The sequence below is a fragment of the Gluconobacter frateurii genome, from assembly GCF_002723955.1.
GTDB lineage: Bacteria > Pseudomonadota > Alphaproteobacteria > Acetobacterales > Acetobacteraceae > Gluconobacter > Gluconobacter frateurii.
In genome coordinates, this window is the sequence record NZ_BEWN01000005.1 from 24,589 (window position 1) to 47,682 (window position 23,094).

General features: G+C 58.0%; 23 protein-coding genes. 10 read left to right on the forward strand and 13 right to left on the reverse strand.

The features are described from left to right. Positions 1-3 precede the first annotated feature (3 nt). Positions 4-759, forward strand: coding sequence for a TlyA family RNA methyltransferase (locus tag GFR01_RS12890; protein WP_099182802.1), 756 nt, complete (start codon positions 4-6; stop codon positions 757-759). Here the strand turns inward: GFR01_RS12890 and GFR01_RS12895 are convergent. Both GFR01_RS12895 and GFR01_RS12900 read right to left on the reverse strand, forming a co-directional pair. Beyond that, the gene (locus GFR01_RS12895; protein ID WP_099182803.1) at positions 719-1,291 is read right to left on the reverse strand and encodes a TetR/AcrR family transcriptional regulator; all 573 of its coding nucleotides are present in this window, start codon (positions 1,289-1,291) and stop codon (positions 719-721) included. The genes GFR01_RS12890 and GFR01_RS12895 overlap by 41 nt on opposite strands. Further along, positions 1,291-1,758, reverse strand: a complete 468-nt coding sequence (locus GFR01_RS12900; RefSeq protein ID WP_099182804.1) for a nuclear transport factor 2 family protein — start codon at positions 1,756-1,758, stop codon at positions 1,291-1,293. The genes GFR01_RS12895 and GFR01_RS12900 overlap by 1 nt, the downstream gene beginning before the upstream one ends. 127 nt (positions 1,759-1,885) lie before the next feature. Here GFR01_RS12900 and rlmN point away from each other — a divergent pair, with 127 nt between their 5' ends. The 3 genes from rlmN to GFR01_RS12915 all read left to right on the forward strand — a co-directional run bounded on the left by rlmN (position 1,886) and on the right by GFR01_RS12915 (position 4,914). Further along, on the forward strand, positions 1,886-3,097 hold the full coding sequence (gene rlmN, locus GFR01_RS12905) for a 23S rRNA (adenine(2503)-C(2))-methyltransferase RlmN (RefSeq protein WP_099182805.1): 1,212 nt from the start codon (positions 1,886-1,888) through the stop codon (positions 3,095-3,097). A 72-nt stretch (positions 3,098-3,169) separates the two neighbouring features. After that, positions 3,170-4,402 carry an argininosuccinate synthase gene (locus GFR01_RS12910; protein WP_007282854.1) on the forward strand — a complete coding sequence of 411 codons (1,233 nt, stop codon included), beginning with the start codon at positions 3,170-3,172 and terminating at the stop codon, positions 4,400-4,402. 23 nt (positions 4,403-4,425) lie between these two features. Continuing rightward, positions 4,426-4,914: an FKBP-type peptidyl-prolyl cis-trans isomerase gene (locus tag GFR01_RS12915; RefSeq protein WP_063905385.1), complete on the forward strand. Its 489-nt coding sequence runs from the start codon at positions 4,426-4,428 to the stop codon at positions 4,912-4,914. 27 nt (positions 4,915-4,941) lie between these two features. Here GFR01_RS12915 and GFR01_RS12920 read toward each other — a convergent pair whose 3' ends face one another. After that, entirely contained in the window at positions 4,942-5,484 is a 543-nt protein-coding gene (locus GFR01_RS12920) for a thymidine kinase (protein WP_063905384.1), read from the reverse strand. A 96-nt stretch (positions 5,485-5,580) separates the two neighbouring features. Here GFR01_RS12920 and GFR01_RS12925 point away from each other — a divergent pair, with 96 nt between their 5' ends. From GFR01_RS12925 to trpS, 3 genes are read left to right on the forward strand one after another with little or no spacing between them, the layout of a single operon-like run. Beyond that, positions 5,581-6,066 (forward strand): c-type cytochrome, encoded by a 486-nt coding sequence (locus tag GFR01_RS12925; protein WP_099182806.1) that lies wholly within the window; start codon positions 5,581-5,583, stop codon positions 6,064-6,066. Further along, positions 6,063-6,512 (forward strand): c-type cytochrome, encoded by a 450-nt coding sequence (locus tag GFR01_RS12930; RefSeq protein ID WP_099182807.1) that lies wholly within the window; start codon positions 6,063-6,065, stop codon positions 6,510-6,512. Before GFR01_RS12925 ends, GFR01_RS12930 begins: the two co-directional genes overlap by 4 nt. A 39-nt stretch (positions 6,513-6,551) precedes the next feature. Further along, complete coding sequence (gene trpS, locus GFR01_RS12935) at positions 6,552-7,541, forward strand: tryptophan--tRNA ligase (RefSeq protein ID WP_099182808.1); 990 nt, start codon at positions 6,552-6,554, stop codon at positions 7,539-7,541. An 8-nt stretch (positions 7,542-7,549) separates the two neighbouring features. Here trpS and lpxB read toward each other — a convergent pair whose 3' ends face one another. The 5 genes from lpxB to rpmI all read right to left on the reverse strand — a co-directional run bounded on the left by lpxB (position 7,550) and on the right by rpmI (position 13,007). Then, positions 7,550-8,794 carry a lipid-A-disaccharide synthase gene (lpxB, locus tag GFR01_RS12940; protein ID WP_099182809.1) on the reverse strand — a complete coding sequence of 415 codons (1,245 nt, stop codon included), beginning with the start codon at positions 8,792-8,794 and terminating at the stop codon, positions 7,550-7,552. Then, on the reverse strand, positions 8,791-11,259 hold the full coding sequence (pheT, locus tag GFR01_RS12945) for a phenylalanine--tRNA ligase subunit beta (protein WP_099182810.1): 2,469 nt from the start codon (positions 11,257-11,259) through the stop codon (positions 8,791-8,793). The genes lpxB and pheT overlap by 4 nt, the downstream gene beginning before the upstream one ends. 1 nt (position 11,260) lies before the next feature. Continuing rightward, a complete protein-coding gene (gene pheS, locus GFR01_RS12950) occupies positions 11,261-12,331 on the reverse strand; it encodes a phenylalanine--tRNA ligase subunit alpha (protein WP_099183008.1) in 1,071 nt (356 codons plus the stop codon). 101 nt (positions 12,332-12,432) lie between these two features. Then, complete coding sequence (rplT, locus tag GFR01_RS12955; RefSeq protein WP_007282845.1) at positions 12,433-12,792, reverse strand: 50S ribosomal protein L20; 360 nt, start codon at positions 12,790-12,792, stop codon at positions 12,433-12,435. A 14-nt stretch (positions 12,793-12,806) separates the two neighbouring features. Further along, positions 12,807-13,007 carry a 50S ribosomal protein L35 gene (rpmI, locus tag GFR01_RS12960; protein ID WP_010501937.1) on the reverse strand — a complete coding sequence of 67 codons (201 nt, stop codon included), beginning with the start codon at positions 13,005-13,007 and terminating at the stop codon, positions 12,807-12,809. 304 nt (positions 13,008-13,311) lie between these two features. Between rpmI and GFR01_RS12965 the strand changes: the two genes are divergently transcribed. From GFR01_RS12965 to GFR01_RS12975, 3 genes are all read left to right on the forward strand, one after another. Further along, positions 13,312-15,732 carry a glucose/quinate/shikimate family membrane-bound PQQ-dependent dehydrogenase gene (locus GFR01_RS12965; protein WP_099182811.1) on the forward strand — a complete coding sequence of 807 codons (2,421 nt, stop codon included), beginning with the start codon at positions 13,312-13,314 and terminating at the stop codon, positions 15,730-15,732. A gap of 118 nt (positions 15,733-15,850) precedes the next feature. Then, complete coding sequence (locus GFR01_RS12970) at positions 15,851-16,504, forward strand: energy transducer TonB (protein WP_099182812.1); 654 nt, start codon at positions 15,851-15,853, stop codon at positions 16,502-16,504. 86 nt (positions 16,505-16,590) lie between these two features. Next, on the forward strand, positions 16,591-16,800 hold the full coding sequence (locus GFR01_RS12975; protein WP_099182813.1) for a hypothetical protein: 210 nt from the start codon (positions 16,591-16,593) through the stop codon (positions 16,798-16,800). A gap of 63 nt (positions 16,801-16,863) precedes the next feature. On the opposite strand, the gene GFR01_RS12980 is transcribed toward GFR01_RS12975, so the two are convergent. From GFR01_RS12980 to GFR01_RS13000, 5 genes are read right to left on the reverse strand one after another with little or no spacing between them, the layout of a single operon-like run. After that, positions 16,864-17,298, reverse strand: a complete 435-nt coding sequence (locus tag GFR01_RS12980; protein WP_099182814.1) for a SufE family protein — start codon at positions 17,296-17,298, stop codon at positions 16,864-16,866. 13 nt (positions 17,299-17,311) lie between these two features. Continuing rightward, entirely contained in the window at positions 17,312-18,634 is a 1,323-nt protein-coding gene (gene hslU, locus GFR01_RS12985; RefSeq protein WP_099182815.1) for an ATP-dependent protease ATPase subunit HslU, read from the reverse strand. Between the two features lies 1 nt (position 18,635). Next, on the reverse strand, positions 18,636-19,214 hold the full coding sequence (hslV, locus tag GFR01_RS12990) for an ATP-dependent protease subunit HslV (RefSeq protein ID WP_174694723.1): 579 nt from the start codon (positions 19,212-19,214) through the stop codon (positions 18,636-18,638). Between the two features lie 55 nt (positions 19,215-19,269). Continuing rightward, positions 19,270-21,186, reverse strand: coding sequence for an ATP-binding response regulator (locus tag GFR01_RS12995; protein WP_099182817.1), 1,917 nt, complete (start codon positions 21,184-21,186; stop codon positions 19,270-19,272). Then, the gene (locus tag GFR01_RS13000) at positions 21,183-23,003 is read right to left on the reverse strand and encodes an ATP-binding protein (protein WP_099182818.1); all 1,821 of its coding nucleotides are present in this window, start codon (positions 23,001-23,003) and stop codon (positions 21,183-21,185) included. Before GFR01_RS13000 ends, GFR01_RS12995 begins: the two co-directional genes overlap by 4 nt. Positions 23,004-23,094 lie beyond the last annotated feature (91 nt).

The following is a 23,094-nucleotide window of genomic DNA, read 5'->3' on the forward strand; positions in this document are numbered from 1 at the left end:
TTCATGGCTAAACGCCGCGCAGACCAGCTCCTCGTTGATCGAGGGCTGGTCGAAAGCCGAACACGCGCCCAATCCCTCATCATGGCGGGTCTTGCCTATACGGGGGACCGGCGCATCGCCAAGGCTGGAGACCAGCTTCCGGAAGATGCTCCCCTATCCCTTAAAGGGCAGGATCATCCCTGGGTCTCGCGCGGTGGCCTGAAACTCATTCATGGTATCGAGCATTTCGGGCTAGACCCGAAAGGTCGTATTGCTATCGACGTCGGCGCTTCTACGGGCGGCTTTACAGACGTTCTGCTAACTCATGGCGCCAGCAAGGTTTACGCTGTTGATGTGGGCCATGGGCAGTTGGCTTGGAAAATTCGGTCTGACGAACGGGTTGTCGTCATGGAAAAGACGAATGCCCGAGCCCTGACGGCGGAACAAATTCCTGAACCGGCTGGTATTGTCGTCTGTGACGCCAGCTTCATCGGCCTCAAAACAGTTCTTCCCGCTGCTCTGGCTCTTACAACGCCTGACGCATGGGCCATTGCGCTGATCAAGCCCCAGTTCGAAGCAGGTCGTGGAGAAGTGGGCGCAAAAGGTGTCGTGAGAGATCCGGCTGTCCATGATCGGGTCTGCGCAGAAATCCGGGACTGGTTTGCCTCACTTCCCGGCTGGGAAGTCCTTGGAATCGAGGCCAGCCCGATCACCGGCCCTGAAGGTAATCGGGAATTTCTTATTGCAGCTCGCCGCACGGAAACGCCAGCCGCCGCCTGAATGACTGCATCCGACGCAGGAAAATTCCTGCATCGGACTGCGCATGCGCCAGAACCAGAGCACCCTGAATCCCACTGACAATTTCTTCTGCAAGATCGGTGGATTCCTCTTTCAACTTTCCAGAGCTATGAATCGCTAAGGCAAGAGCGGCCTGCCAGTCGGAAAAATAAGCCTGGATCTGTGTCCCGAACGGCGTCTCCCCATCCAGTGCCATAAGTCCCATCAGGCAAATCCTCTGACCTGACTGGAAATACTGTTCCGTACTCCGGAACATACTCTCAATTCCCGTCAAGGGGCCTTCAGTTTCTTTAAGGGGCACAAAGATTTCTGCCTCGAACCAGCATTGGATATGAGCCAGAACTTCGGCGGCCATCTGCTCTTTCCCATCCGGAAAAAAGTTATAAAGGCTCCCCTTTCCCAGTCCGGTTGCCGCGGTCAAACGACTAAGAGAAGCTCCTTCATATCCATGACGCCGGAATACCTCAGCAATTGCCTGAAGAACTGGATCACGGCTTCGACGGGAAGAAGTCATCACAAACCCATCTCACTCAGTCCCGGATGAGAATCAGGCCGCACCGATTCTTCCCAACGGAACAAACGCTCTGACTCTCCAATCCGTACGTCATTGATACTGGCATGCCGCTCACCCATCAGCCCGGCATCATTGAAACCCCAGTTTTCGTTTCCATGGGAACGCCACCACTGGCCACCATGATCGCGCCATTCATAAACGAACCGCACCGCAATCCTGTTTCCATCAAACGCCCAAAGCTCCTTAATCAGCCGGTACTCGAGTTCCCTTTCCCACTTCCGGGCGAGAAATGCCGTAATTTCCGCCCGACCTGCGAGAAATTCATTCCGATTCCGCCAACGGCTGTCCTGGGTGTAGGCCAAAGCTACCTGCTTCGGGCACTGACCATTCCATGCATCTTCCGCAGCACGAACTTTCTGGATGGCCGTTTCACGCGTGAACGGCGGCAGGGGTGGTCTGATGTTCATAGTGAAATTTCCTAACTAAAAGGATAAGCCCAATTTGTACCGATCGGTACAAAGAGTCCATCCTCTTTGATGAAGACTCACTTTCCTTTGGAAATCCGCGCTCTCTCCGTGCTATGGGTCCGCCGCCATGACCGTCCTGACACACCCAGATACCCGCCCGCGCATCAACTCCGTCGCCTCTGACGACCTGAACGAGGCTGAGCGGGAGCGTATCCGCGCAAAATCCGCCCTCTTCGCGCCGCCAGAAGCAAGGCTGGAAGATGGCCGTCGGGATCTCGTCGGCATGTCGCGTGAGGAACTTGCCGCCCTGATGACCGAAATTGGCGAAAAGCCATTCCGGGCAAAGCAGATCTGGCACTGGATCTACCACCAGGGCGCGACAGACTTTTCGAAGATGAGCACCATTGCCAAGCCTCTTCAGGCCAAGCTGGCAGAACATTTCATCGTCGGCCGCCCCACAACAACAACGGAACAGACATCCGTTGATTCCACCCGCAAATTCCTTTTCCGCTTTCGTGACGGACAGGAAGCCGAGACGGTCTATATCCCTGACCGCAAGGAAGACCGTGGCGCGGTTTGCATTTCCTCGCAGGTAGGCTGCACCCTCTCCTGTACGTTCTGCCATACCGGCACACAGAAGCTTGTTCGCAATCTGGGTCCTGCGGAAATCGTCGGCCAGTTCATGGCGGCACGAGACAGCTACAAGGAATGGCCAAGCCCCAGTGCGGACATGCCCCGCTTCCTGTCGACCATCGTTCTGATGGGCATGGGTGAACCGCTCTACAATTATGACAACGTAGCCAAGGCCATGCGCATCATCATGGATGGTGAAGGCATTGCCCTCTCGCGCCGTCGTATCACGCTGTCCACATCCGGTGTCGTCCCGATGATGGACCGCTGCGGCGAGGAACTCGGCATCAATCTGGCCATTTCCCTCCACGCCGTCACGAACGAACTGCGCGATCAGATCGTCCCGCTGAACCGCAAATATCCGATCGAAGAGCTCATGGCGGCCTGCAGGCGCTACCCGGCTGCATCGAATTCCCGCCGTATCACGTTCGAATACATCATGCTGCGCGGCGTCAATGACAGCGAAGCCGATGCCCGCGAACTGGTGCGCCTGATCAAGGACATGCCAGCCAAGGTCAATCTGATCCCGTTCAACCCATGGCCCGGTTCAGACTTCAAACCCTCCACACGTGAGCAACTCGCAAAGTTTGCAAAGATCGTGATGGATGCAGGCTTTGCCTCTCCGATCCGCACCCCACGTGGGCAGGATATTCTTGCGGCCTGCGGGCAGCTCAAGACCGAAAGCGAGCGTCAGCGCAAAACCGCCTGACGCCCGGTTTCCCTCACGAACGCGGGATGCTAGAAACGCCTTCCGAACGAAAACCATAAGGACCACGCAGTTATGAGCGCCCATCAGGACGTCAAGAAAGTCGTTCTCGCCTATTCCGGCGGGCTGGACACTTCGGTCATCCTCCGATGGCTCCAGAAGACCTATAACTGCGAGGTCGTGACTTTTACGGCCGATCTGGGTCAGGGCGAAGAGCTGGAGCCGGCCCGCAAGAAGGCCGAGATGTTCGGCGTGAAGGAAATCTTCGTCGAAGATCTGCGCGAGACCTTCGTCAAGGACTACGTCTTCCCGATGTTCCGTGCGAACACGGTTTATGAAGGCCAGTACCTCCTCGGCACGTCCATCGCCCGTCCGCTGATCGCAAAGCGCCAGATCGAAATTGCCGAAGCTGTTGGTGCGGATGCCGTCGCTCACGGCGCAACCGGCAAGGGTAACGATCAGGTCCGTTTCGAGCTTGGCTATTACGCCCTCAAGCCGGACGTGAAGGTCATTTCTCCATGGCGCGAATGGGAACTGACATCCCGGACGAAGCTGCTTGAGTTTGCAGAAGAAAATCAGATCCCCGTCACGAAGGACAAGCGCGGCGAAGCACCGTTCTCCGTTGACGCCAACCTTCTGCACTCATCGTCTGAAGGCAAGCTGCTTGAAGATCCGGCTGTAGCGCCTGACGAAATCGTTTTCCAGCGTACCATTTCCCCGGAAGCCGCGCCGGACAAAGCTACGGAAATCAGCATCGACTTCGTGAATGGTGACCCGGTTGCCATCAATGGCGTGGCCATGAGCCCGGCAACGCTGCTGACGCGCCTGAACGAACTGGGCCGTGAAAACGGCATTGGCCGTCTGGATATCGTGGAGAACCGCTTTGTGGGCATGAAGTCCCGCGGTATCTACGAAACGCCTGGTGGCACGATCCTGCTGGCCGCTCACCGCTCCATCGAGAGCATCACGCTGGACCGCGAAGCTGCCCACCTTAAGGACAGCATCATGCCGCGCTATGCGGAACTGATCTATAACGGCTTCTGGTTCTCCCCTGAGCGCCGGATGCTTCAGGCCCTGATCGATGCCAGCCAGCATTCCGTCAACGGTCGCGTTCGCATGAAACTCTACAAGGGTAATGTCGTTTGCGTCGGTCGCGAGAGCCCGAACAGCCTGTACGATACCCGCGTTGTGACATTCGAGGACGACGAAGGCGCGTATAATCAGCAGGATGCGCAGGGCTTCATCAAGCTCAACGCTTTGCGCCTGCGTCTGGGCGGCCAGATTGGCCGTCGCGGCGGCGCACTCTGACCCATAACCAGTTGCGGGGGACCATGACCAGCCTGTTTCGCCTTACATCAGCCCTGACCCTTTGCGGCGCACTTCTTGCAGGATGTGCCGGACACAAGGAAGACGCGCCGGAACTGACGCCTGAGCAGTTTATGGCGAAGGTCCAGGCGGAACCAGGCGTCAAGACCCTCCCCGACGGGCTGTCCTACAAGGTTCTGAAAAGCGGACCGAAGGACGGCGAAAGCCCACACCGTGGGTCCAGCATCATGGTGATCTATGAAGGTCGGCTGCCGGATGGCGGTATTTTCGACAGCTCCGACCAGCACGGTAACGGCGCTTATATGGAAATGCCGCTGGATGGTCTGGTCGATGGCTGGCTTGAAGCCCTGCCCATGATGCATGTCGGAGATGAGTGGATGCTCTACCTTCCCGCCAAGCTGGGTTACGGCAAGCGCTCCATGGGTATTATTCCGCCGAACAGCCCGCTGATCTTCAAGATCCAGCTTCTGGGCGTCAACAACGGGCAGCAGTAAAGACTGCCCTCTACTTCCAGAAAAGCCTCAGGGCTTTTCTGGAAGGCACCAGTGCTCATTGCAGCGCGCTTCATAAAGCTCCTGGTCGCCTGTCTCGAGAAGACGTCCTGTTTCATGCGTCTTGGCCGTCCAGCGCGCCGGGCCGTTGCAGGTATGACACCGGGCTTCAAGATAAATGATATCGTCGGCAAACTGCATCAGCTTTGACACGATTTCGAACGGCTGCTGACGATAATCGCTATCCAGCCCACCGACGGTCACCGTCGCCCCACGCAATTTTGCAGCCTGCAATTCCGTTACAATGTCGCCCTCATAATGCGGAGCGACCATGAACTGCACTTCGTCCAGCACGATATGATCGTAATTATCAGCCTGCGCAGGCCACTGCCGCACGGACTGGGCTGCAAAATGTGAGCCATCGCGGCTCACCAGTTCAGCGCCATCCCGCGTATCGAATCCCGGTTTGAGAGCAAGAACACGCTCATGCGCAGCCGCGGCCTTGATCAGATGCGAGGATTTCCCTGCAAACATTGGCCCCACATACAGTACCAGACGTCCCTTGCTGCTCATGCTTTCTCCCTTCGATAGCGCCCATGAGCCCTATCGGAACGGATTTGCCAAGACCCGCCCTTGCTGAATGCGGTCTGAAAATGCGACAAACAGTCTGTGATCAGATTAGACCCAGCAATCCGGCTTCCCCTGTTTATCGCCATTTTTCTGGCGATTGCATTCGTCGTCGGTCATGCATGGGAAAATCGTGAACAAGCCCCTCGCGAGTATTCGAATGAATGCAGCATCTGCCATCATGGCGGCCATGGGCAGGTCCGCGCCGTAGCTCCGATCTTTGGTCGGGTTGGCCATATCGCCCTGACGCCCGAAGGCCACCGCTACGTCATTCATGTGCTGTTGAATGGTCTTGATGGGCCAATTACAGCAGGCGGTGCGGCCTACAATAGCTCCATGCCTTCATTTCACCGACTTCCCGACGATGAAATCGCACGGATCCTGACATTTGTGGCCAGTCAGGAAATGCCATCGGGTGGCCCGACCTTTACGGCCGCCGACATCGCTGAAGAACGCAAACATCCGCTTTCTCCCGAAGAAGTTTTGCTCGAACGCCAGAAACTGGAACAGCAGACGCCTCTGCCATGAAACGGATTGTTCTTCCTCTCTGCCTCACTCTGACCTGTTGCGGGAAAAAGCCGGCCGGACAAGCTGTTTACGGCCCCAACTGCGGGATCTGCCATCATGGTGGCGGTGGAATGCCGGGCGAAACGCCGCCCCTGGTTGGTCGGCTGGACGTCATTGCCCAGACGCCGGAAGGCCGCCATTACCTTGCGACGGTGCTTCTGAATGGCCTCCGCGGCAGCTTCAAAACGCAAGGGTACGGCTATAACTATTCCATGCCTGCGTATCGTGATCGTCTCACAGATCAGCAGATTTCTGACACTCTTAACTGGTTGATCGCCCGCGGTCAGACCCAACCCGCCCCCGTTATCGCTCCTGCCGACATTGCCAGCGCCCGTATGCAGCCAGGCGATCCGGCAACAAGTTACCAGGAACGAAAGCTCCTGGAGCAGAAGCACCCGCTTCCGTGAGAGCACGACCCTTTCCCAAAGCTGAAGACTGAATTCATCATGCAGCGTGTATTTTCCGGCATTCAGCCGACCGGCATTCCTCATCTGGGTAACTACCTGGGCGCCATCCGTAACTGGGCCGCCATGCAGGCAGACCATGACTGCGTCTTCTGCCTTGTGGACATGCACTCCCTTACGATGCCCTGGACGCCGGAAGACCTGCGCAAGCAGACCCTTGGCTCCGCAGCGTGCCTTCTGGCAACAGGCATTGAGCCAACACGCCTCTACAATCAGTCGGCCGTCAGCGCTCATGCCCGTCTCGGCTGGATCTTTAACTGCGTCTCCCGTCTCGGCTGGCTGAACCGCATGACCCAGTTCAAGGACAAGGCAGGCAAGAACCGGGAAAACCATTCCGCTGGTCTATATGTCTATCCAAACCTGATGGCTGCGGACATTTTGGCGTTCCACGCCACACGCGTTCCGGTCGGCGATGACCAGAAGCAGCATATCGAGCTGGCCAATGACATTGCCCAGAAGTTCAACCATGACATGGGCACGGACTTCTTTCCGCAGATTGAGGCATTCATTCCGCCAGCAGCAGCCCGCGTCATGAGCCTGCGTGACGGCACGAAGAAAATGTCCAAGTCAGACCCGTCCGAACAGAGCCGCATTGTCCTGACGGACACCCCAGACGAAATCGCTCTGAAAATTCGCCGCGCAAAGACGGATTCGGACGTCCTGCCGAGTGAAGTCGAAGGACTTGGAGACCGCGCGGAAGCCCGCAATTTGGTGGCGATTTATGCTGCTATGTCAGACGAAACGATGTCTGATGTTCTGGCTCGTTTCGGCGGCCAGGGCTTTGGGCCGTTCAAAAGCGCTCTGGCAGATCTGCTGGTGGAAAAGATTGGGCCGGTCGCAACCGAGACTGCACGCCTGATGCAGAACGAGGATCATATCATCTCCGTCCTGCGCACAGGTGCTGATCGCGCCCGCGAAATTTCCGAGCCAATCGTGCAGGAAGCCGAACGCCTCGTCGGCTTTATTCGCTAACCGATCTCTTATCTGGATGAGCGGGAAACCGGCTCATCCAGAAGATCCATGATTTCAGACGCTGCCGCGTCCGCTGGTGTCCCCACTGGCGGTGAAAGCTTTTCAAGCACCTCTGCAAACGCGATACGCTGCTTGTCAGCCGCAGCAGGATCGTCCAGCAGCTTACCAATCGTTGCGGCCAGTTTTTCAGGCGTGCAGTTTTCCTGCAGCATTTCAGGGACCACTTCCCGCCCGGCCAGCAGATTGACCATCGCGACATAGGGCACCTTGATCATCCGGCGCGCCATCATCGCCGTCACAGGATTTACGCGATACGTGACGACCATGGGAACGTTCCCCATAGCCAGCTCAAGGGTGGACGTTCCTGATTTCGTCAGCGCGCCCTGAGCCGCCGCGAATGCATCATGCTTGTCATGAATGTCCGTCACAATATGCGGCTGTATCGGCCATTTGCGGATCAGGTTTCGCACTGTTGGCGCAATGACAGGCGCAACAGGAATAACCGGACAGATATCCGGATGTGTTTTCCGCAGAATGTCGAGCATTTTGCGGAAAACGGGCAGAAGCTTGGGAACCTCAGAGCGCCGGCTTCCAGGCATCAGGATCAGAACAGGTGCATTTTCCGGAATGTTATGCCTACAACGAAAACGAGCGGCGTTTCCCTGCCTTACACCGGACTGAAGGACCGGGTGCCCGACAAAGCGCGCCTCCAACCCCCGTTGGGCAAACCATTCCGGCTCGAATGGCAACAGGCACAGAAGCCGATCCCAAAGGCCGGGAAATTCCTTCACGCGCTTCTCACGCCAGGCCCACACCTGCGGCGCAACGTAATGCACGCGCTTGATACCGGAATTTTCGATCTTCTGAAGGAGCCGGAGCGTGAAACCCGGGCTGTCAATCGTCACAACAAGATCCGGCTTGCGAAGCTCGATATCCTGCACAGCCTCAAGAAGACGTTGCCGAAGATGCTTCACTTTCGGCAGAACTTCCACAAGACCCATGACAGCCAGATCGCTCATCGGGAACAGACTGTGCAGCCCGAGTGCTTCCATACGGCCACCGCCCACCCCGGCAAAGACCAGGGTGGGGTCCTGCGCATGCAGCGCCAGCATGAGACGTGCACCAATCACGTCTCCGCTCGCCTCTCCTGCCAGAATCCAGATCACACGCCCATGCTGGGGAACCGACGCCCCCAGCTGGAAAGTCCTGTTCACCGACTGATCGCCTGATCCGGAGTCTGCAAGAGAATTCATCGACGCAGCGTGGCCCCTGTTGCCTTGAGAACTGCACCTTCCACCGATTTGGAGAGCGCTTCAAGGCCAGCATCGGTCAGACTTTCGGTCTGTGGCTGAAGAACAACCTCCACACCGAGCGAACGATACCCTTCTGGCAGGCTGCCACCTTCGAAGACGTCAAAGAGACGCACATCCTGAATCAGGTTCCGATCCGCCATGCGAACAGCTTTCAGAACACCCTGCGCTTCGACTTCGGGCCCTGCAAGGAACGCGAAGTCCCGGCGGACTGGTTGGAGGGCTGACAGGACAGGCGCAGACTTCTTCTTGGCCTTCGGCTGGGGAATACGATCCAGATACAGCTCAAAGGCCACAACCGTTCCGCTCAGCCCAAGGGCACGGGCCACGCGAGGATGAAGCTCACCGAAGGCTCCGAGAACGAGTTTCGGCCCCTGACGCACCTGGCCAGAGCGGCCCGGATGATAAAAGCCTGGTGCATCGGCCGTCACAGACAGAGAAGCCTCTGGCACACCAAGCGCGCTCAGAGCCGCCGTCAGATCTGCCTTGGCGTCCCAAAGAGTCGCTTCCTGCGCTGCCCGCCCAGGTTCCCGAGCCGTCAGCCCACCACGCAGACCTGCAAGACGCAGATGCTGCCCCTCAAAGTCAAAGCATGGTCCGATTTCGAAGAGCGATCCTTCGCCCGAGAGACTCAGACCACGCGCCAGATTACGTCCCAAAGCACGCGCCAGATTGACGAGCGGCGTTGGACGCAACTGATCCAGATCGGTTGCAATCGGGTTCAACAGGCGCTGCGTCTCTGGCACATCCCCGAAAAGCACCGCATCTTCATTGGCGACAAACGAGAAGCCCACCGTCTCCATCATGCCGCGCGCTGCGCAGATCCGACGAAGGAGTGCGGTCCGCGCCTGGAGAGGCGTTACGGCAGGAGCAGAAATCATTGCCGTCTGTGGAAGCGCGACAGGAGGAACTGCGTCTAACCCGTAAAGGCGCAGCACTTCTTCCACCAAATCGCATTCCGCTTCCATGCGAGACACGCTGGCTGCGGCTTTGGCGGCAACGTCTTCATCCAGTGTGGCGGCCTGCGCCAACACCTGGCCGGACGCGACGTCATTCCTCCAGGACGGAACGGCGAATGTTGCGCGCTCGTCGTCACGTTCGACAACTTCGAAGCCGAGATGCTCCAGAGAGCGAACAGCGTCATCCGCCGGGATCTGCACGCCACCCAGCGTTTCAAGACGCTCGAAACGGAGCGTCGCCGTGCGCTTCCAGTTCGGCACCTGACCAGCTTCCGTGATTTCGCTCGGCTCACCGCCGCAGAGGTCACGGATCATGATGGTGGCGGCTTCGAGCCCACTTCGCACCAGCGCCGGATCAACACCACGCTCGAAACGCTGACGCGCATCCGTGTGGATCGCCAGACGACGGCCCGTCAGCGCAATACGAACGGCGTCGAACAAGGCAGCCTCGACAAACACGTCCGTCGTGTTCTCATCCACACCGCTCTGCTGACCCCCCATGATGCCTGCAAGCGACTGCACACCGGCGTCATCAACGATCACCATATCGTCCGTGCCAAGGACGTATTCGTTACCATCCAGCGCCGTGAACGTCTCGCATGCGGCGTGCGTGACGGTCAGCGTATTTCCGGAAAGTTTCGCAACATCAAAGACATGCAGCGGGCGACCAAGGTCGAACGTGAGGTAATTCGTGACGTCAACCAGTCTGGAAATCGGCTTGAGACCCACGGCCTTCAGGCGACGCTGGAGCCAGTCCGGGCTGGGACCATTCTTCACACCGCGAATGACGCGCCCCACGATATACGGGCAGTCCGGATTAGCGGTCTTCCAACTGATCGGGGATTCGAAATCACCCTCAACAGTTTCCGTCAGCCAAGGCTTGAGATGACCGATGCCTGCCGCAGCAAGATCACGCGCAATGCCGCGAATGCTCAGTGCATCACCACGGTTCGGCGTAATCGCGATTTCAATGACCGGGTCATCCAGCTCCGCATACGTCGCATACGCCTCACCGATCGGAGCCGTTTCCGGCAGCTCGGCAATGCCGTTGCTTTCTTCACCAAGGCCAAGTTCGCGCAAAGAGCACAGCATACCGCCGCTTTCCTCGCCACGGATCTTGCCCTTCTTGATGGTGATGTCGAGACCCGGAACATATGTGCCCGGAGGTGCAAAAATCACATGCAGACCAGCGCGTGCATTCGGTGCACCGCACACGACCTGCAAATCTTCATACCCTGCACCAGCCGCCACGCGGCAAAGCTGAAGACGGTCCGCATCCGGATGCCGATGTGCTTCCAGAATTTTGGCCGTCCGGAAACCTGCCAGCTTCTCTGCCGGGTTCTCAACGCTCTCCACTTCAAGACCAATCCCGTTCAGGCGGGCACAGATCTCTTCGGAAGAAGCCGTAAAATCAAGATGTTCACGCAGCCATGAGAGAGAGAACTTCATGTCACACGCCCTCCGTCAGCGTGGCGGGAGAGAAAGCTGAAAAGCCATAGTGACGCAGCCAGCGCAGGTCGCTCTCGTAGAAGGACCGAAGATCCGGAATACCATTCTTGAGCATAGCGAGACGCTCGACGCCCATGCCGAATGCAAAACCCTGCCACTCGGCCGGATCAAGACCGCAATTCGCGAGCACGCGCGGATGCACCATGCCGGACCCCAGAACTTCCAGCCAGTCAGACCCACCGCCGATCTCACCGGTCGCCTTGGACCAGCCGATATCCACTTCCATGGAAGGCTCGGTAAAAGGGAAATAAGACGCACGGAAACGCACCGGCAGATTGGGCTTGTCAAAATAGACGCGCAGGAACTCGATCAGGCAGCCTTTCAGGTGCCCGAGGGTGATGTTGCGATCAATGACCAGACCTTCGCACTGATGGAACATCGGCGAATGGGTCGCATCATGATCCGCACGATAGGTGCGGCCAGGTGCGATAATGCGGATAGGCGGCTTTTTGCCAAGCATCGTCCGGATTTGAACGCCAGACGTCTGGGTCCGCAGAACGCGCGGCTCATTGGTTCCTGACTTCGGCGGCAAATAGAACGTATCGTGCTCCGTGCGAGCAGGATGATGGTCAGGCGTATTGAGTGCAGAGAAATTGTGCCACTGGCTCTCGACATCCGGCCCTTCAGCAACCGAAAAGCCCATGGCGCCAAAAATGGCGGTCATTTCCTCGATGGTACGGCTGATCGGATGAATAGCGCCCGTCGCAACGGACGGCGCAGGCATCGTCACATCTACCCGTTCGGACTTCAGGCGCGCTTCAAGAGCCTGTTCCTCAATCTCGCGTCCGCGCTCTTCAATGGCTTTGGTCAATTCGTCCCGCAGGCGGTTCAGAGCCTGTCCGCGCAGTTTGCGCTCTTCGGGATCAAGTTTACCAAGCTGTTTGAGCAGCCCGGTCAGGGCACCAGACTTCCCCAGTGTTCCAACGCGAATGGCATCCCATTGCGCGCGATCCTGAGCAGCGCCCAGCGCAGCAAGAGTGTCATTCTTCAGCGTGTCGAGATCGTCAGCCATACCGCCCATCGCTTACAGTACAAATACAAAACGGGCCGCCCTGATAACAGGACGGCCCGCCAGTCACCAGCCCCCACAAGTGGGGATCAGGTCTGAAAAGCTCAGGCTGCGAGTGCAGCCTGTGCCTTCTTGACGATTTCTGCGAAAGCAGCTGCGTCGTCGAAAGCAATGGCAGCAAGGACCTTACGGTCGATCTCGATGCCAGCCTTGTCCAGGCCATTGATGAACTTGCTGTACGTCAGACCGTGCTCACGGACGGCAGCGTTGATACGCTGGATCCACAGGGCGCGGAAATCACGCTTCTTGTTGCGACGGTCGCGATACGCATAGCGCAGCGCCTTCTCAACGCGCTCCAGAGCAATACGGTAGTTCGTAGACGAACGGCCGCGATAACCCTTGGCGAGATCGAGAACTTTCTTGTGACGGGCGTGCGTCGTTACGCCCCGCTTAACACGTGCCATGTTACCTTATCTCCTTAGAGCCCGTAGGGCGCCCACTGCTTGATGGTCTTAGCGTCCATATCCGTCATGGTCTGAGGACCACGGTTGGTGCGCTTCATCTTCTGCGGACGGTTGATAAGGCCGTGGCGCTTGTTGCCTGGGCCGCATGTCACTTTGCCGGTTGCGGTGATCTTGAACCGCTTCTTGACCGACGACTTGGTCTTCATCTTGGGCATTTCGGTCTCCCTCGCCGTAAACGATTGGTCCCACAAAAGCGGGACTCTGCACGGCCGGGCATGCCACTTCTGGCCCGGACGCGTACACGGAGCGGCTGCCTTATCCCATCTGAATGATTCGGCCAAGGAATTTATTTTCTTTAACGCGCAAGCAAAAGAAAGCCCTTTCTTCAAGTCACGTCACTGTGATCTTGCTCACAGTGACGTGAGCAAGATGAACCTTCTGACATCTTGATTCTTAAGGCGCTTCTATGTGTTTGTCCGAAGGTCAAGTGCTGCACCAAATAACAGCTCTAGGAACATCATGAGCACATCCTCCCGGCCAGGGCTTTGGGCCCTGATTACGGCCGCGGTTTTCGCGCTTTGCGGCGCGATCCTTACCGTGGGCGGTGCCTGGGCCGCCTCTCTTGGCGGCCCTTTGTATTACCTCCTTCTGGGTATAGCGCTTCTCGCTACTGCCTTCCTTGCCTGGCGTCGCAATCAGGCTGCCCTCTGGCTTTTCGCTGCCGTGATCTTCGCGACAGTTGTGTGGGAACTTTCGGTGGTCGGCCTCGACCTCTGGAGCCTTGTCCCCCGCTCTGACATCGTGATCATCCTCGGCATCTGGCTGCTGATTCCGTTCGTGTCCCGCCAGATTGGTGGCACGCGCGCTTCCGTCGTGCCGCTTGCCGGCTCGGTGGGTCTCGCGGTGCTGGTTCTCCTCGCAGGCCTGTTCACAGACCCGCACGACATCAGCGGCAACCTGCCAACGCAGCTGACCAATGCCGCTCCTGCTGACCCGGACAACGTGCCGGACAGCGAATGGCACGCTTATGGTCGCACGCAGGCTGGTGATCGCTGGTCTCCGCTGAAGCAGATCAATTCATCCAACGTTCAGAACCTCAAAGTGGCGTGGCATATCCACACCAAGGATCTGATGGGACCGAATGATCCGGGCGAAGCGACCAACGAAGTCACCCCGATCGAATTCGACAACACGCTGTATCTGTGCTCGCTGCATCAGAAGCTGTGGGCTGTTGACGCCGCAACGGGTCACGTCAAGTGGACGTTCGATCCGCACCTTCAGGTCAACCCTGGCTTCCAGCATCTGACCTGCCGCGGCGTGAGCTTCCATCAGACGCCTGCTGATGCCACCGACAGCGATGGCAACCCGGCACCAACGGATTGCGCCAAGCGCATCATCCTGCCGGTCAATGATGGTCGCCTTGTCGAAGTTGATGCAGAAACCGGGCAGAAGTGCTCTGGCTTCGGTAACGATGGTGAACTGGATCTGCGTCTGCCGAACCAGCCTTACACCACGCCGGGCATGTATGAACCGACGTCTCCGCCGGTCATCACGGACAAGCTGATCATTGCCAACAGCGCCATCACCGATAACGGCTCCATCAAGCAGGCATCGGGCGCAACACAGGCATTTGACGTCTACACCGGCAAGCGTGTGTGGGTGTTTGACGCGTCCAACCCGGACCCGAACCAGATGCCAGACCCGGATCATCCGGTCTTCCATCCGAATTCTCCGAACTCCTGGATCGTGTCGTCCTACGACAAGAACCTGAACCTCGTTTACATCCCAATGGGCGTTGGCACGCCGGATCAGTGGGGCGGTTACCGCACCAAGGAATCCGAGCGCTATGCTCCGGGTATCATCGCGCTGAACGCAGAGACGGGTAAGCTGGCCTGGTACTACCAGACCGTTCATCATGATCTGTGGGACATGGACGCTCCGTCCCAGCCGAGCCTTGTGGACATCACGGCGAAAGACGGCTCGATCGTTCCGTCCATTTATGTCCCCACAAAGACCGGCGATATCTTCGTTCTTGACCGTCGCACTGGCAAGGAAGTTGTCCCGGCTCCGGAAACGCCAGTTCCGGGTGGCGCTGCACCAGGCGATCACACGAGCCCAACGCAGCCGATGTCTCAGCTGAGCCTGCGTCCGAAGGCCCCCCTCTCAGATTCCGATATCTGGGGTGGCACGATCTTCGACCAGATGTTCTGCAGCATCTACTTCCACTCGCTTCGTTATGAAGGTCCGTTCACGCCGCCGTCACTCCAGGGATCTCTGATTTTCCCGGGCGACCTCGGCATGTTCGAATGGGGTGGTCTGGCCGTCGATCCGCAGCGTCAGGTGGCATTTGCCAACCCGATCTCCCTGCCGTTCGTCTCCCGTCTGGTTCCCCGTGGTCCGGGTAACCCGCTATGGCCGGAACCGAACGCAAAGGGCTCTGGTGGCGAAACCGGTCTGCAGCCGAACTATGGCATCCCGTATGCTGTTGACCTGCATCCGTTCATGGACCCGGTCCTGCTGCCGCTCGGCATCAAGATGCCTTGCCGTACGCCGCCCTGGGGCTACGTGGCCGGTATCGATCTGCGCACCAACAAGGTGGTCTGGCAGCATCGTAACGGTACGCTCCGTGACTCCATGCACGGCAGCTCCCTGCCCATCCCGCTGCCTCCGATCAAGATCGGCGTCCCGAGCCTCGGCGGCCCGCTCTCCACGGCTGGCAACCTCGGCTTCCTGACAGGCACAATGGATTACTACATCCGTGCTTACGATCTAACGACAGGCAAGACCCTCTGGCAGGACCGTCTGCCGGCTGGGGCACAGGCCACGCCGATGACCTACGCTGTCAATGGCAAGCAGTTCGTGGTCACCTATGCAGGTGGTCATAACTCCTTCCCGACCGTCATGGGTGACGATCTGATTGCCTATTCACTGGGTAACTGATCCATCTTTGACGTTCGACTACGGAAAAGGGCACCTTCGGGTGCCCTTTTTTGTTGAAACGGCTTTACAGGACTTGCCTGCAACATAAAGTTACCGTCCAAAGCCTTCTGGAGCCCGCATGATCCGCCAGATATTTCCCCTTCTGCTCGGTAGCCTGATGCTTACTGGCACCGCCTGCGCCGAAGATGAGCCGCCAGCCCTTACCGCGATGCAGGACCCGCATCACACAGTGTCAGCCACCTACCCTCCGGCCGAACAGGAAAATCGCCACAGCGGGACGGCAACGGTCCATTGCGCCATCACCCCGACAGGCGCCGCAAAGGATTGTCAGATTCTTTTTGCGAGCGCGCCTGATTTTGGTCTCGCAGCCCAGGAGGCTGCACTAGAATCACGGTTCCTTCCTCAATACGTCGGCACAGAGCCACAGGAAGCCTTCTGGGAACATACCTATACATTCAAAACTGATGCCGAGCTGAGCCATCCCATACTGGACAGGACACATTCCCATCCGCCGCGATATCCAGAATTTGCCGCTATTCAGGGCCTGTCGGGCGACGTCACTGTAGAATGCGATATCGACGCAGTCGGCGCTGCCCATAACTGCACCGCCTCAGGCAACAGCCCTGACCTTCTGAAAACAACGACCCTCGCCTATTTCAGCCTGGCACGATATTTTCCGGCCATGGAGAATGGGAAGCCTGTTTCAGGTCATTACCGTGGCCACGCCAACTGGGATGTCGTCCATCCGGAAGATCAGCAGGGTTTCCACTAACTCTGGATTACAAAGCGAAAACGCAATATTTTACGTTTCCGAAACCCATCCCTTCAGGCTGGGTCACTTCATAGGGATGCCTCATCATGATGATCCGTAAACTTGCGCTTGCGGCCCTCGCCGTTGTTGCCTTCGGCGGCCAGTTTGCTCACGCCAAGTCCCAGCCTTGCCGGGATGCCAAAGGCAAGTTCACCAAGTGTGAAGCTCCGAAGAAGCCAAAGCCCTGCCGGGACGCCAAGGGCAAGTTCACCAAGTGTGAAACCACCGCACCTCAGGCCGCTCAGCCAGCCAACTGAGCACAAAAAAAGCCCCTGCCAACATCTGCTGGCAGGGGCTTTTTCATATTTTGGTAGAAAAGATCAGGCAGCAGCGCGCTTGAGAATAGCCTGTGCCATAGCCTCTACCCCATTTCCACGATTGGTAGACAGTGCCTTGACCAGCCCCATATCGTGCAGAAAAACCGGGCTCGTCTGAAGAATTTCGTCGCGCGGACGACCCGAATAGACCCGTAACAATAATGCTACGAGCCCTTGCACAATCGCAGCATCTGAAGCCCCGGCGAAAAACAGTCTGCCATCACGGTCTTCAGCCTCAAGCCAGACCTGGCTCTGACATCCCGGAACACGATGGGCGTCATCCTGCCATTCCGTCGGGAAAACGGGCAGTTTACGCCCCATCTCGATGATGTACTGATACCGCTCCATCCAGTCGTCAAACATGGCCAGTTCGGCTTCGATTTCCTCAATGGCAGCGGCGGCAGTTTCCTCTTGCGGCGCAAGAAAGGCATCACTCACAAATCAGTCTCCGTTACAGGATAAAGCGGCTCAGATCGCCCTTGCGGGCAAGCGGCGCCACCCTGTCACGAACATCCTCAGCCGTCACCCTTACGGTCTCACCTTTGCGCTCGGAAGCCGCAAAAGAGACATCCTCCAGCAGTTTTTCAAGAACGGTAGCCAGACGGCGCGCGCCAATGTTTTCGACGCGCTCATTGATGTCTGCGGCGAGTTCCGCAAGAGCATCCACTGCGTCGTCAGAAAATTCTAGCGTGACACCTTCCGTCCCCAGAAGGCTGACATACTGCTTGAGAAGCGAGTGCTCCGGTTCCAGCAGGATACGCTTCAGATCGTCCCGGCTCAGCCCCGAGAGTTCCACTCGGATGGGAAGACGCCCCTGCAACTCCGGCAGAAGATCCGAAGGCTTGGCGATATGGAACGCACCGGATGCGATGAAGAGAATATGATCCGTCTTCACAGCCCCATACTTCGTGCTGACCGTCGTGCCCTCAATCAAAGGCAACAGATCACGCTGGACACCTTCGCGAGAGACGTCCCCGCTCCGTGTTCCATGCTCGGATGTCGCACAAACTTTGTCGATCTCATCCAGGAACACGATGCCATGGTTCTGGGTATGCGCCACTGCTTCCCGGGTCAGAGACTCGTCATCCAGCAACTTGTCAGCTTCCTCACGAATCAACTGCTCACGCGCCGCGGACACCTTCAGCTTCTTGCGTGAAGGCATCCGATTCATGAAGCCTTTCATCATGTCGTTGAAGCTGATGACCTGTCCCGGCTGCATACCCGGAATATCACCCCCTTCCTTGCCACCACCGGCCTGTGGATCGGGAGCAATCTGGATTTCAATTTCCTTGTCTTCCAGCGCGCCATCCCGCAGCATCTGACGGAACTTGACCTTCGTGTCGGCCGTAGCCCCTTCCCCGACAAGCGCATCAACCAGACGGTTTTCAGCCGCTGCCCGAGCCTTTTCCTGCACATCCTTGCGGCGGCCTTCGCGCAGCATGTTCAGCGAGACTTCAACAAGATCACGGATGATGCTGTCCACATCACGGCCCACATAGCCCACTTCCGTGAACTTGGTGGCTTCGACCTTGAGGAACGGCGACTGTGCCAGCTTCGCCAGACGGCGGGCGATTTCCGTTTTGCCGCATCCCGTCGGACCGATCATCAGGATGTTCTTGGGGACGACCTCATCCCGCAGCCCGTCCGGGAGCTGGGACCGGCGCCAGCGGTTTCGCATGGCAATCGCTACAGCGCGCTTGGCATCGGACTGACCAACAATAAAGCGATCAAGTTCGGAGACGATTTCGCGGGGTGCAAAATTTGGTACGGCCATGTCAGGAAGCCTCCCCGCCGAGTATTTCAAGCGTCACGGAATAGTTCGTGTAAACGCAGATATCGCCAGCAATCTTCATGGCCCGGCGCGCGATTTCCTCTGCGCTCAGACCCTCAACAGTCATCAAGGCCCGGGCAGCCGACAGGGCATAGTTACCGCCAGACCCAATGGCAACGATGCCATCTTCCGGCTCCAGCACATCACCGTTCCCCGTCAGGGTGAAAGAGCGCTCCGCGTCTGCGACGGCCATCATGGCTTCCAGACGGCGTAGATAGCGGTCCGTGCGCCAGTCCTTCGCCAGTTCGACGCAGGCACGCTCAAGCTGGCCCGGATAACGCTCGAGCTTTGCCTCAAGCCTTTCCAGCAGCGTGAAGGCATCAGCGGTCGCGCCTGCGAAACCCGCAAGGATTTTACCATGCGGACCAATACGCCGAACCTTGCGCGCATTGCCTTTGATGACGGTCTGCCCGAGAGAGACCTGCCCGTCCCCCGCCATGGCAACCTGCCCATCGCGGCGGACACAGAGAATGGTCGTGCCATGCCAGCCGACCGGATCGTGGGGAGTAGTTTGGTAAGACATCACACGAAAAGATGGGGTGCGTCCGCCTGCTGACAAGAGGGACCCGATGTGCAGGCTAGTTCGCCCTGGTTTGGATCAACCGCTGGATCGCAGTTTGCAGGCCTTTATGGGTGAAGGGCTTGGAGAGTGGCTCCTCCTTGCCATGTTCGGGCGATGCATCCGTGTGCCCACTAATGAAGAGGACCTTCAGGTGAGGCATTCTTTCCTTCAGCGCAGTCGCGCACGCAGGACCATCATGATCCGGCATCCGCATATCGATCACAGCCAGATCAAACGGACCCTTTTTCTCCACGGCAGCCAAGGCATCCGCCAGACACGACACAGCCGTGACGTCATGGCCATCGTGACGCAGGAACCCCGCCGTTACCATCCGCACAGGTGCCTCATCATCAATGACCAGAACCCGCAGAGGCAATTGCTTGTTCTCATTTGCCTGATGCTCCGTCAGCGCATCTTCCCTGACCACCGGAAGGAGCAAGGTCATGCACGTCCCTTTCCCCAGCGTGCTGTCCACAACGATCTCACCATAACTCCGGCTGAGAAAACCATAGACGCTGGACAGACCCAGACCCGTGCCACGCCCGACATCCTTCGTAGTGAAGAACGGATCAAAAATCCGCTTCATCACCTCCGGAGACATCCCCTCGCCTTCATCAATCACATCGATTGCGACAGCCTGCTCCAGACAACACTCGGCTGGCAACGTATCGAACTTCTGCCCGACCAGACGCGCTGACACTCTCACGGTTCCGCCACGGGTCATCGCATCCCGGGCATTCACACATAGATTGAGAAGCGCCATCTCAAGCTGATCCTGATCAGACCAGACCGCGGGAAAATCGGGAGAAAGCTCTTCAAGCGACAGCACACAGGTGATGCTTCTCTCCCCACTTCGCCGCTTGAGACTTTGCACAAGAAGCGCCTCAAGCCCCGGCAAGAGTTCCTGCAGCCGAACAGGGGCCAGCCTCGCCTCACGCGGGCGCCCAAACTGTAGGAGCCTCCGCGTCAAAACCGCCCCTCGCTGCGCAGACTCCATGGCATTTTTCACGAGTGCGCCAGATGTCTCATCCAGCTCCACCATATCTTCCAGCAGTTCCAGAGAACCGGAAATCGCTGCGAGAAGGTTGTTGAAGTCGTGTGCAATCCCGCCAGCTAACGTCCCAAGAGACTGAAGTTTGTCTGCCTGCCGAAGCCTACTCTCCATCAGGACACGCCGGGTGACATCCCGGTCCATACTGACCTGCCAGCGTTCGGCAGAAGGAACATTTTGCGGCCATGCCAGAGCGAGCCGCGTCAGTTCATGCCAGCGTTGTGTGGTACCATCATTGCCGTCAGGAACAGTCTCCGCAATCAGACGCTCTTCCTGCCCGTTCTGCCGGACCGTTTCACGCATCTGGCGAACTTCACCCCGGAGAGCCTCTGGAAAATGCGTCAGTTCATCTCCGGCATTTTCAACGGCTTCATCCAGAATATTGCTCCGGATACATCGCCCCTGTGCATCCGAAAACACCAGCCCGATCGGCAGCGCTTCCATAAGGCCTCGCAGCAACGCCTGCTCCGTCTGTAATGCGCGCTGGGCCATACAGTGCTGGGTCACTTCCCCCACGAGGGATCTCAGCGCATCTGAATCCCAGGGTTTGTGCACGTAAGCCTGCACCTGCCCGAGATTCAGCGCCGAGACCACCGCATCCAGATCCGCATATCCCGTCAGGAGAATACTGCGTGCGTCAGAAAACTCCCGCGCCCGCATCAGCAGTTGATCCCCCGTCAGGCCGGGCATTCGCTGATCAGAAATAATAGTCGCAACGTCCGGATGCGCACGCAGAAGATCAAGCGCCCTGAACGGGTCCGTCGTGGCGAGGATCTCGTACTGGTCCTCCAGCAGATCCTCCAGCGCAACAAGGATTTCCTCCTCATCGTCCACCAGCAAAATCCGGGGACGGCTCGGCCCCTTGGCACTCCATACACTCATACGGGACGACCGGTCGCAACCGGCCCCTCTTCTGTCATTGTCACGGGGAGACTGAGCCGGAAACAGGCTCCAACCCCTCGGCCATCAGGCAGGTTGGCATCCGTGATCTCGATGGTTCCGTCATGAGCCTCCATGACGCTATAGGCAATCGCCAGCCCCAGTCCGGTGCCGGTTCCAACAGGCTTGGTTGTAAAAAACGGATCAAAGACGCGGTTTCTCATTTCAACCGGAAGGCCAGGTCCATCATCGCTGATCGTCATGTCATACCGGCCGTTCTCGAGCCGCGACGTAATGACAATCCGCCCTTCCACAGGGCCTCCTTCCGGAGACATATCCGCCAGGGCATCAGCAGCATTGGATATGATGTTCATGACGACCTGATTCAGGAACGCAGGCTGGCAGACCAGATGTGCCGGCGCCTGAAGATCCTTCTCAATAATGATGTCTGGCCCCAGCTTGTGTCCCAGCAATGCCAGTGCAGTATCCAGCGCGCCCGGAACATCAACCGTCTGAAACGAACTCTCATCTAGCCGCGAGAAACGTCTCAGACTCAGGACAAGGTTCTGGATGCGCTGAAGTCCGAGCTTCATGGACTCCAGACGCGAAATCCCCTTCTGCATGAGAGGCGCCCCCTCTTCAGGGCCACCCATCGTCTGAAGGCGTTTCAGTGTTCGCTCTACCGTGTCCGCATGGGCAATCGTAAAGGCCAGCGGGTTGTTGATTTCATGGGCAATGCCCGCCACCAGCTCACCCAGAGATGCCATCTTTGCGGTCTGAACGAGTTTGGACTGCGCCTGAATGAGCTGCTCATTCGTCCGGGCCAGTTCCATGTTGGCTTGTGCCAACGCCTCGGCCATCTCAGCTTTAGCTCTCGCCGCCTCAAGCGTCAGGGCATTCTGCTGACGTTCGATTTCCTGCTGGCGGAATTCATCCTGCGCCATACGCCGCTGGGCGAGTGTCCTGATCCGCATCGCCAGAGCTTCAATAGCAATATCGCTGGGCACCAGATCATCAATGCCCGCTTCAAAGAACTCACCGGAAGACTGCCGCCTGAACCGCGACGCCTCGACAATCCCCAGCGTCCGGAACGGGATACCGCCCGCCTCAAGCACGGCCTGTCGCCGTGCATCAAGCAGCCAGCAGAACTTAAGGTCTTCTTCGCCACTTCCCAGTTCCAGAACCAGACAGTCAGGCCCATCTGCACCACGCAACCAGCCACCCTCGATCAGATCATCAGAGCGCTCGATGGACGTAACCGTATGGCCATCGCGCCAGAGCAGTTCACCCAGCGTAGTTTCTGGCGCATCGTCGGGAATGTCCTCGTCTTCATCTTCATCACGAGGAGAATTGACGATAACGATTCTGGCCCGGCGCAGGCGGGATGCCTCGTCTACCTGAAGAAGCTCCGGCCCCTCCCGCAGAAGCGCACGCATTCGCAGCACAAGAAGATCCGGATGAGCGGATTTGGAAATATAGGCATCTGCCCCGCTTTCCAGCCCTTCGCGCTCAACGCCCGGAGATGCGTCTTCCGTCAGCATCAGGATGGGAATGGTGCGGGTCAACGCATCCAGCCGCAGACGCCGCGCAAGCTGGCCGCCTGTCATGCCCGGCAGCTCCGAACAGACGACCACCAGATCGGGCATCAGATCCTCAACCATGCCCAGCGCAGCCTCGCCACTTCCCAGACATGTGACGGCAAAGCCTTCTTTCAGCAGAACACGCCAGATCCGCTGGGCATGCTTGTCGTCCGGCTCCACGAGCAGAACGCGTGCCGTCTCCGTCACTCCAGACGGAATTTTGAGGTCAGAAGGCAGCATGACGGTGACGGAATGTTTGCATTGACGGCCTCTTGCAGCTAGTCCGAAGCTGATGTTCGTCCGATTTCCAAGGGGCGAAGACTAACTCCCG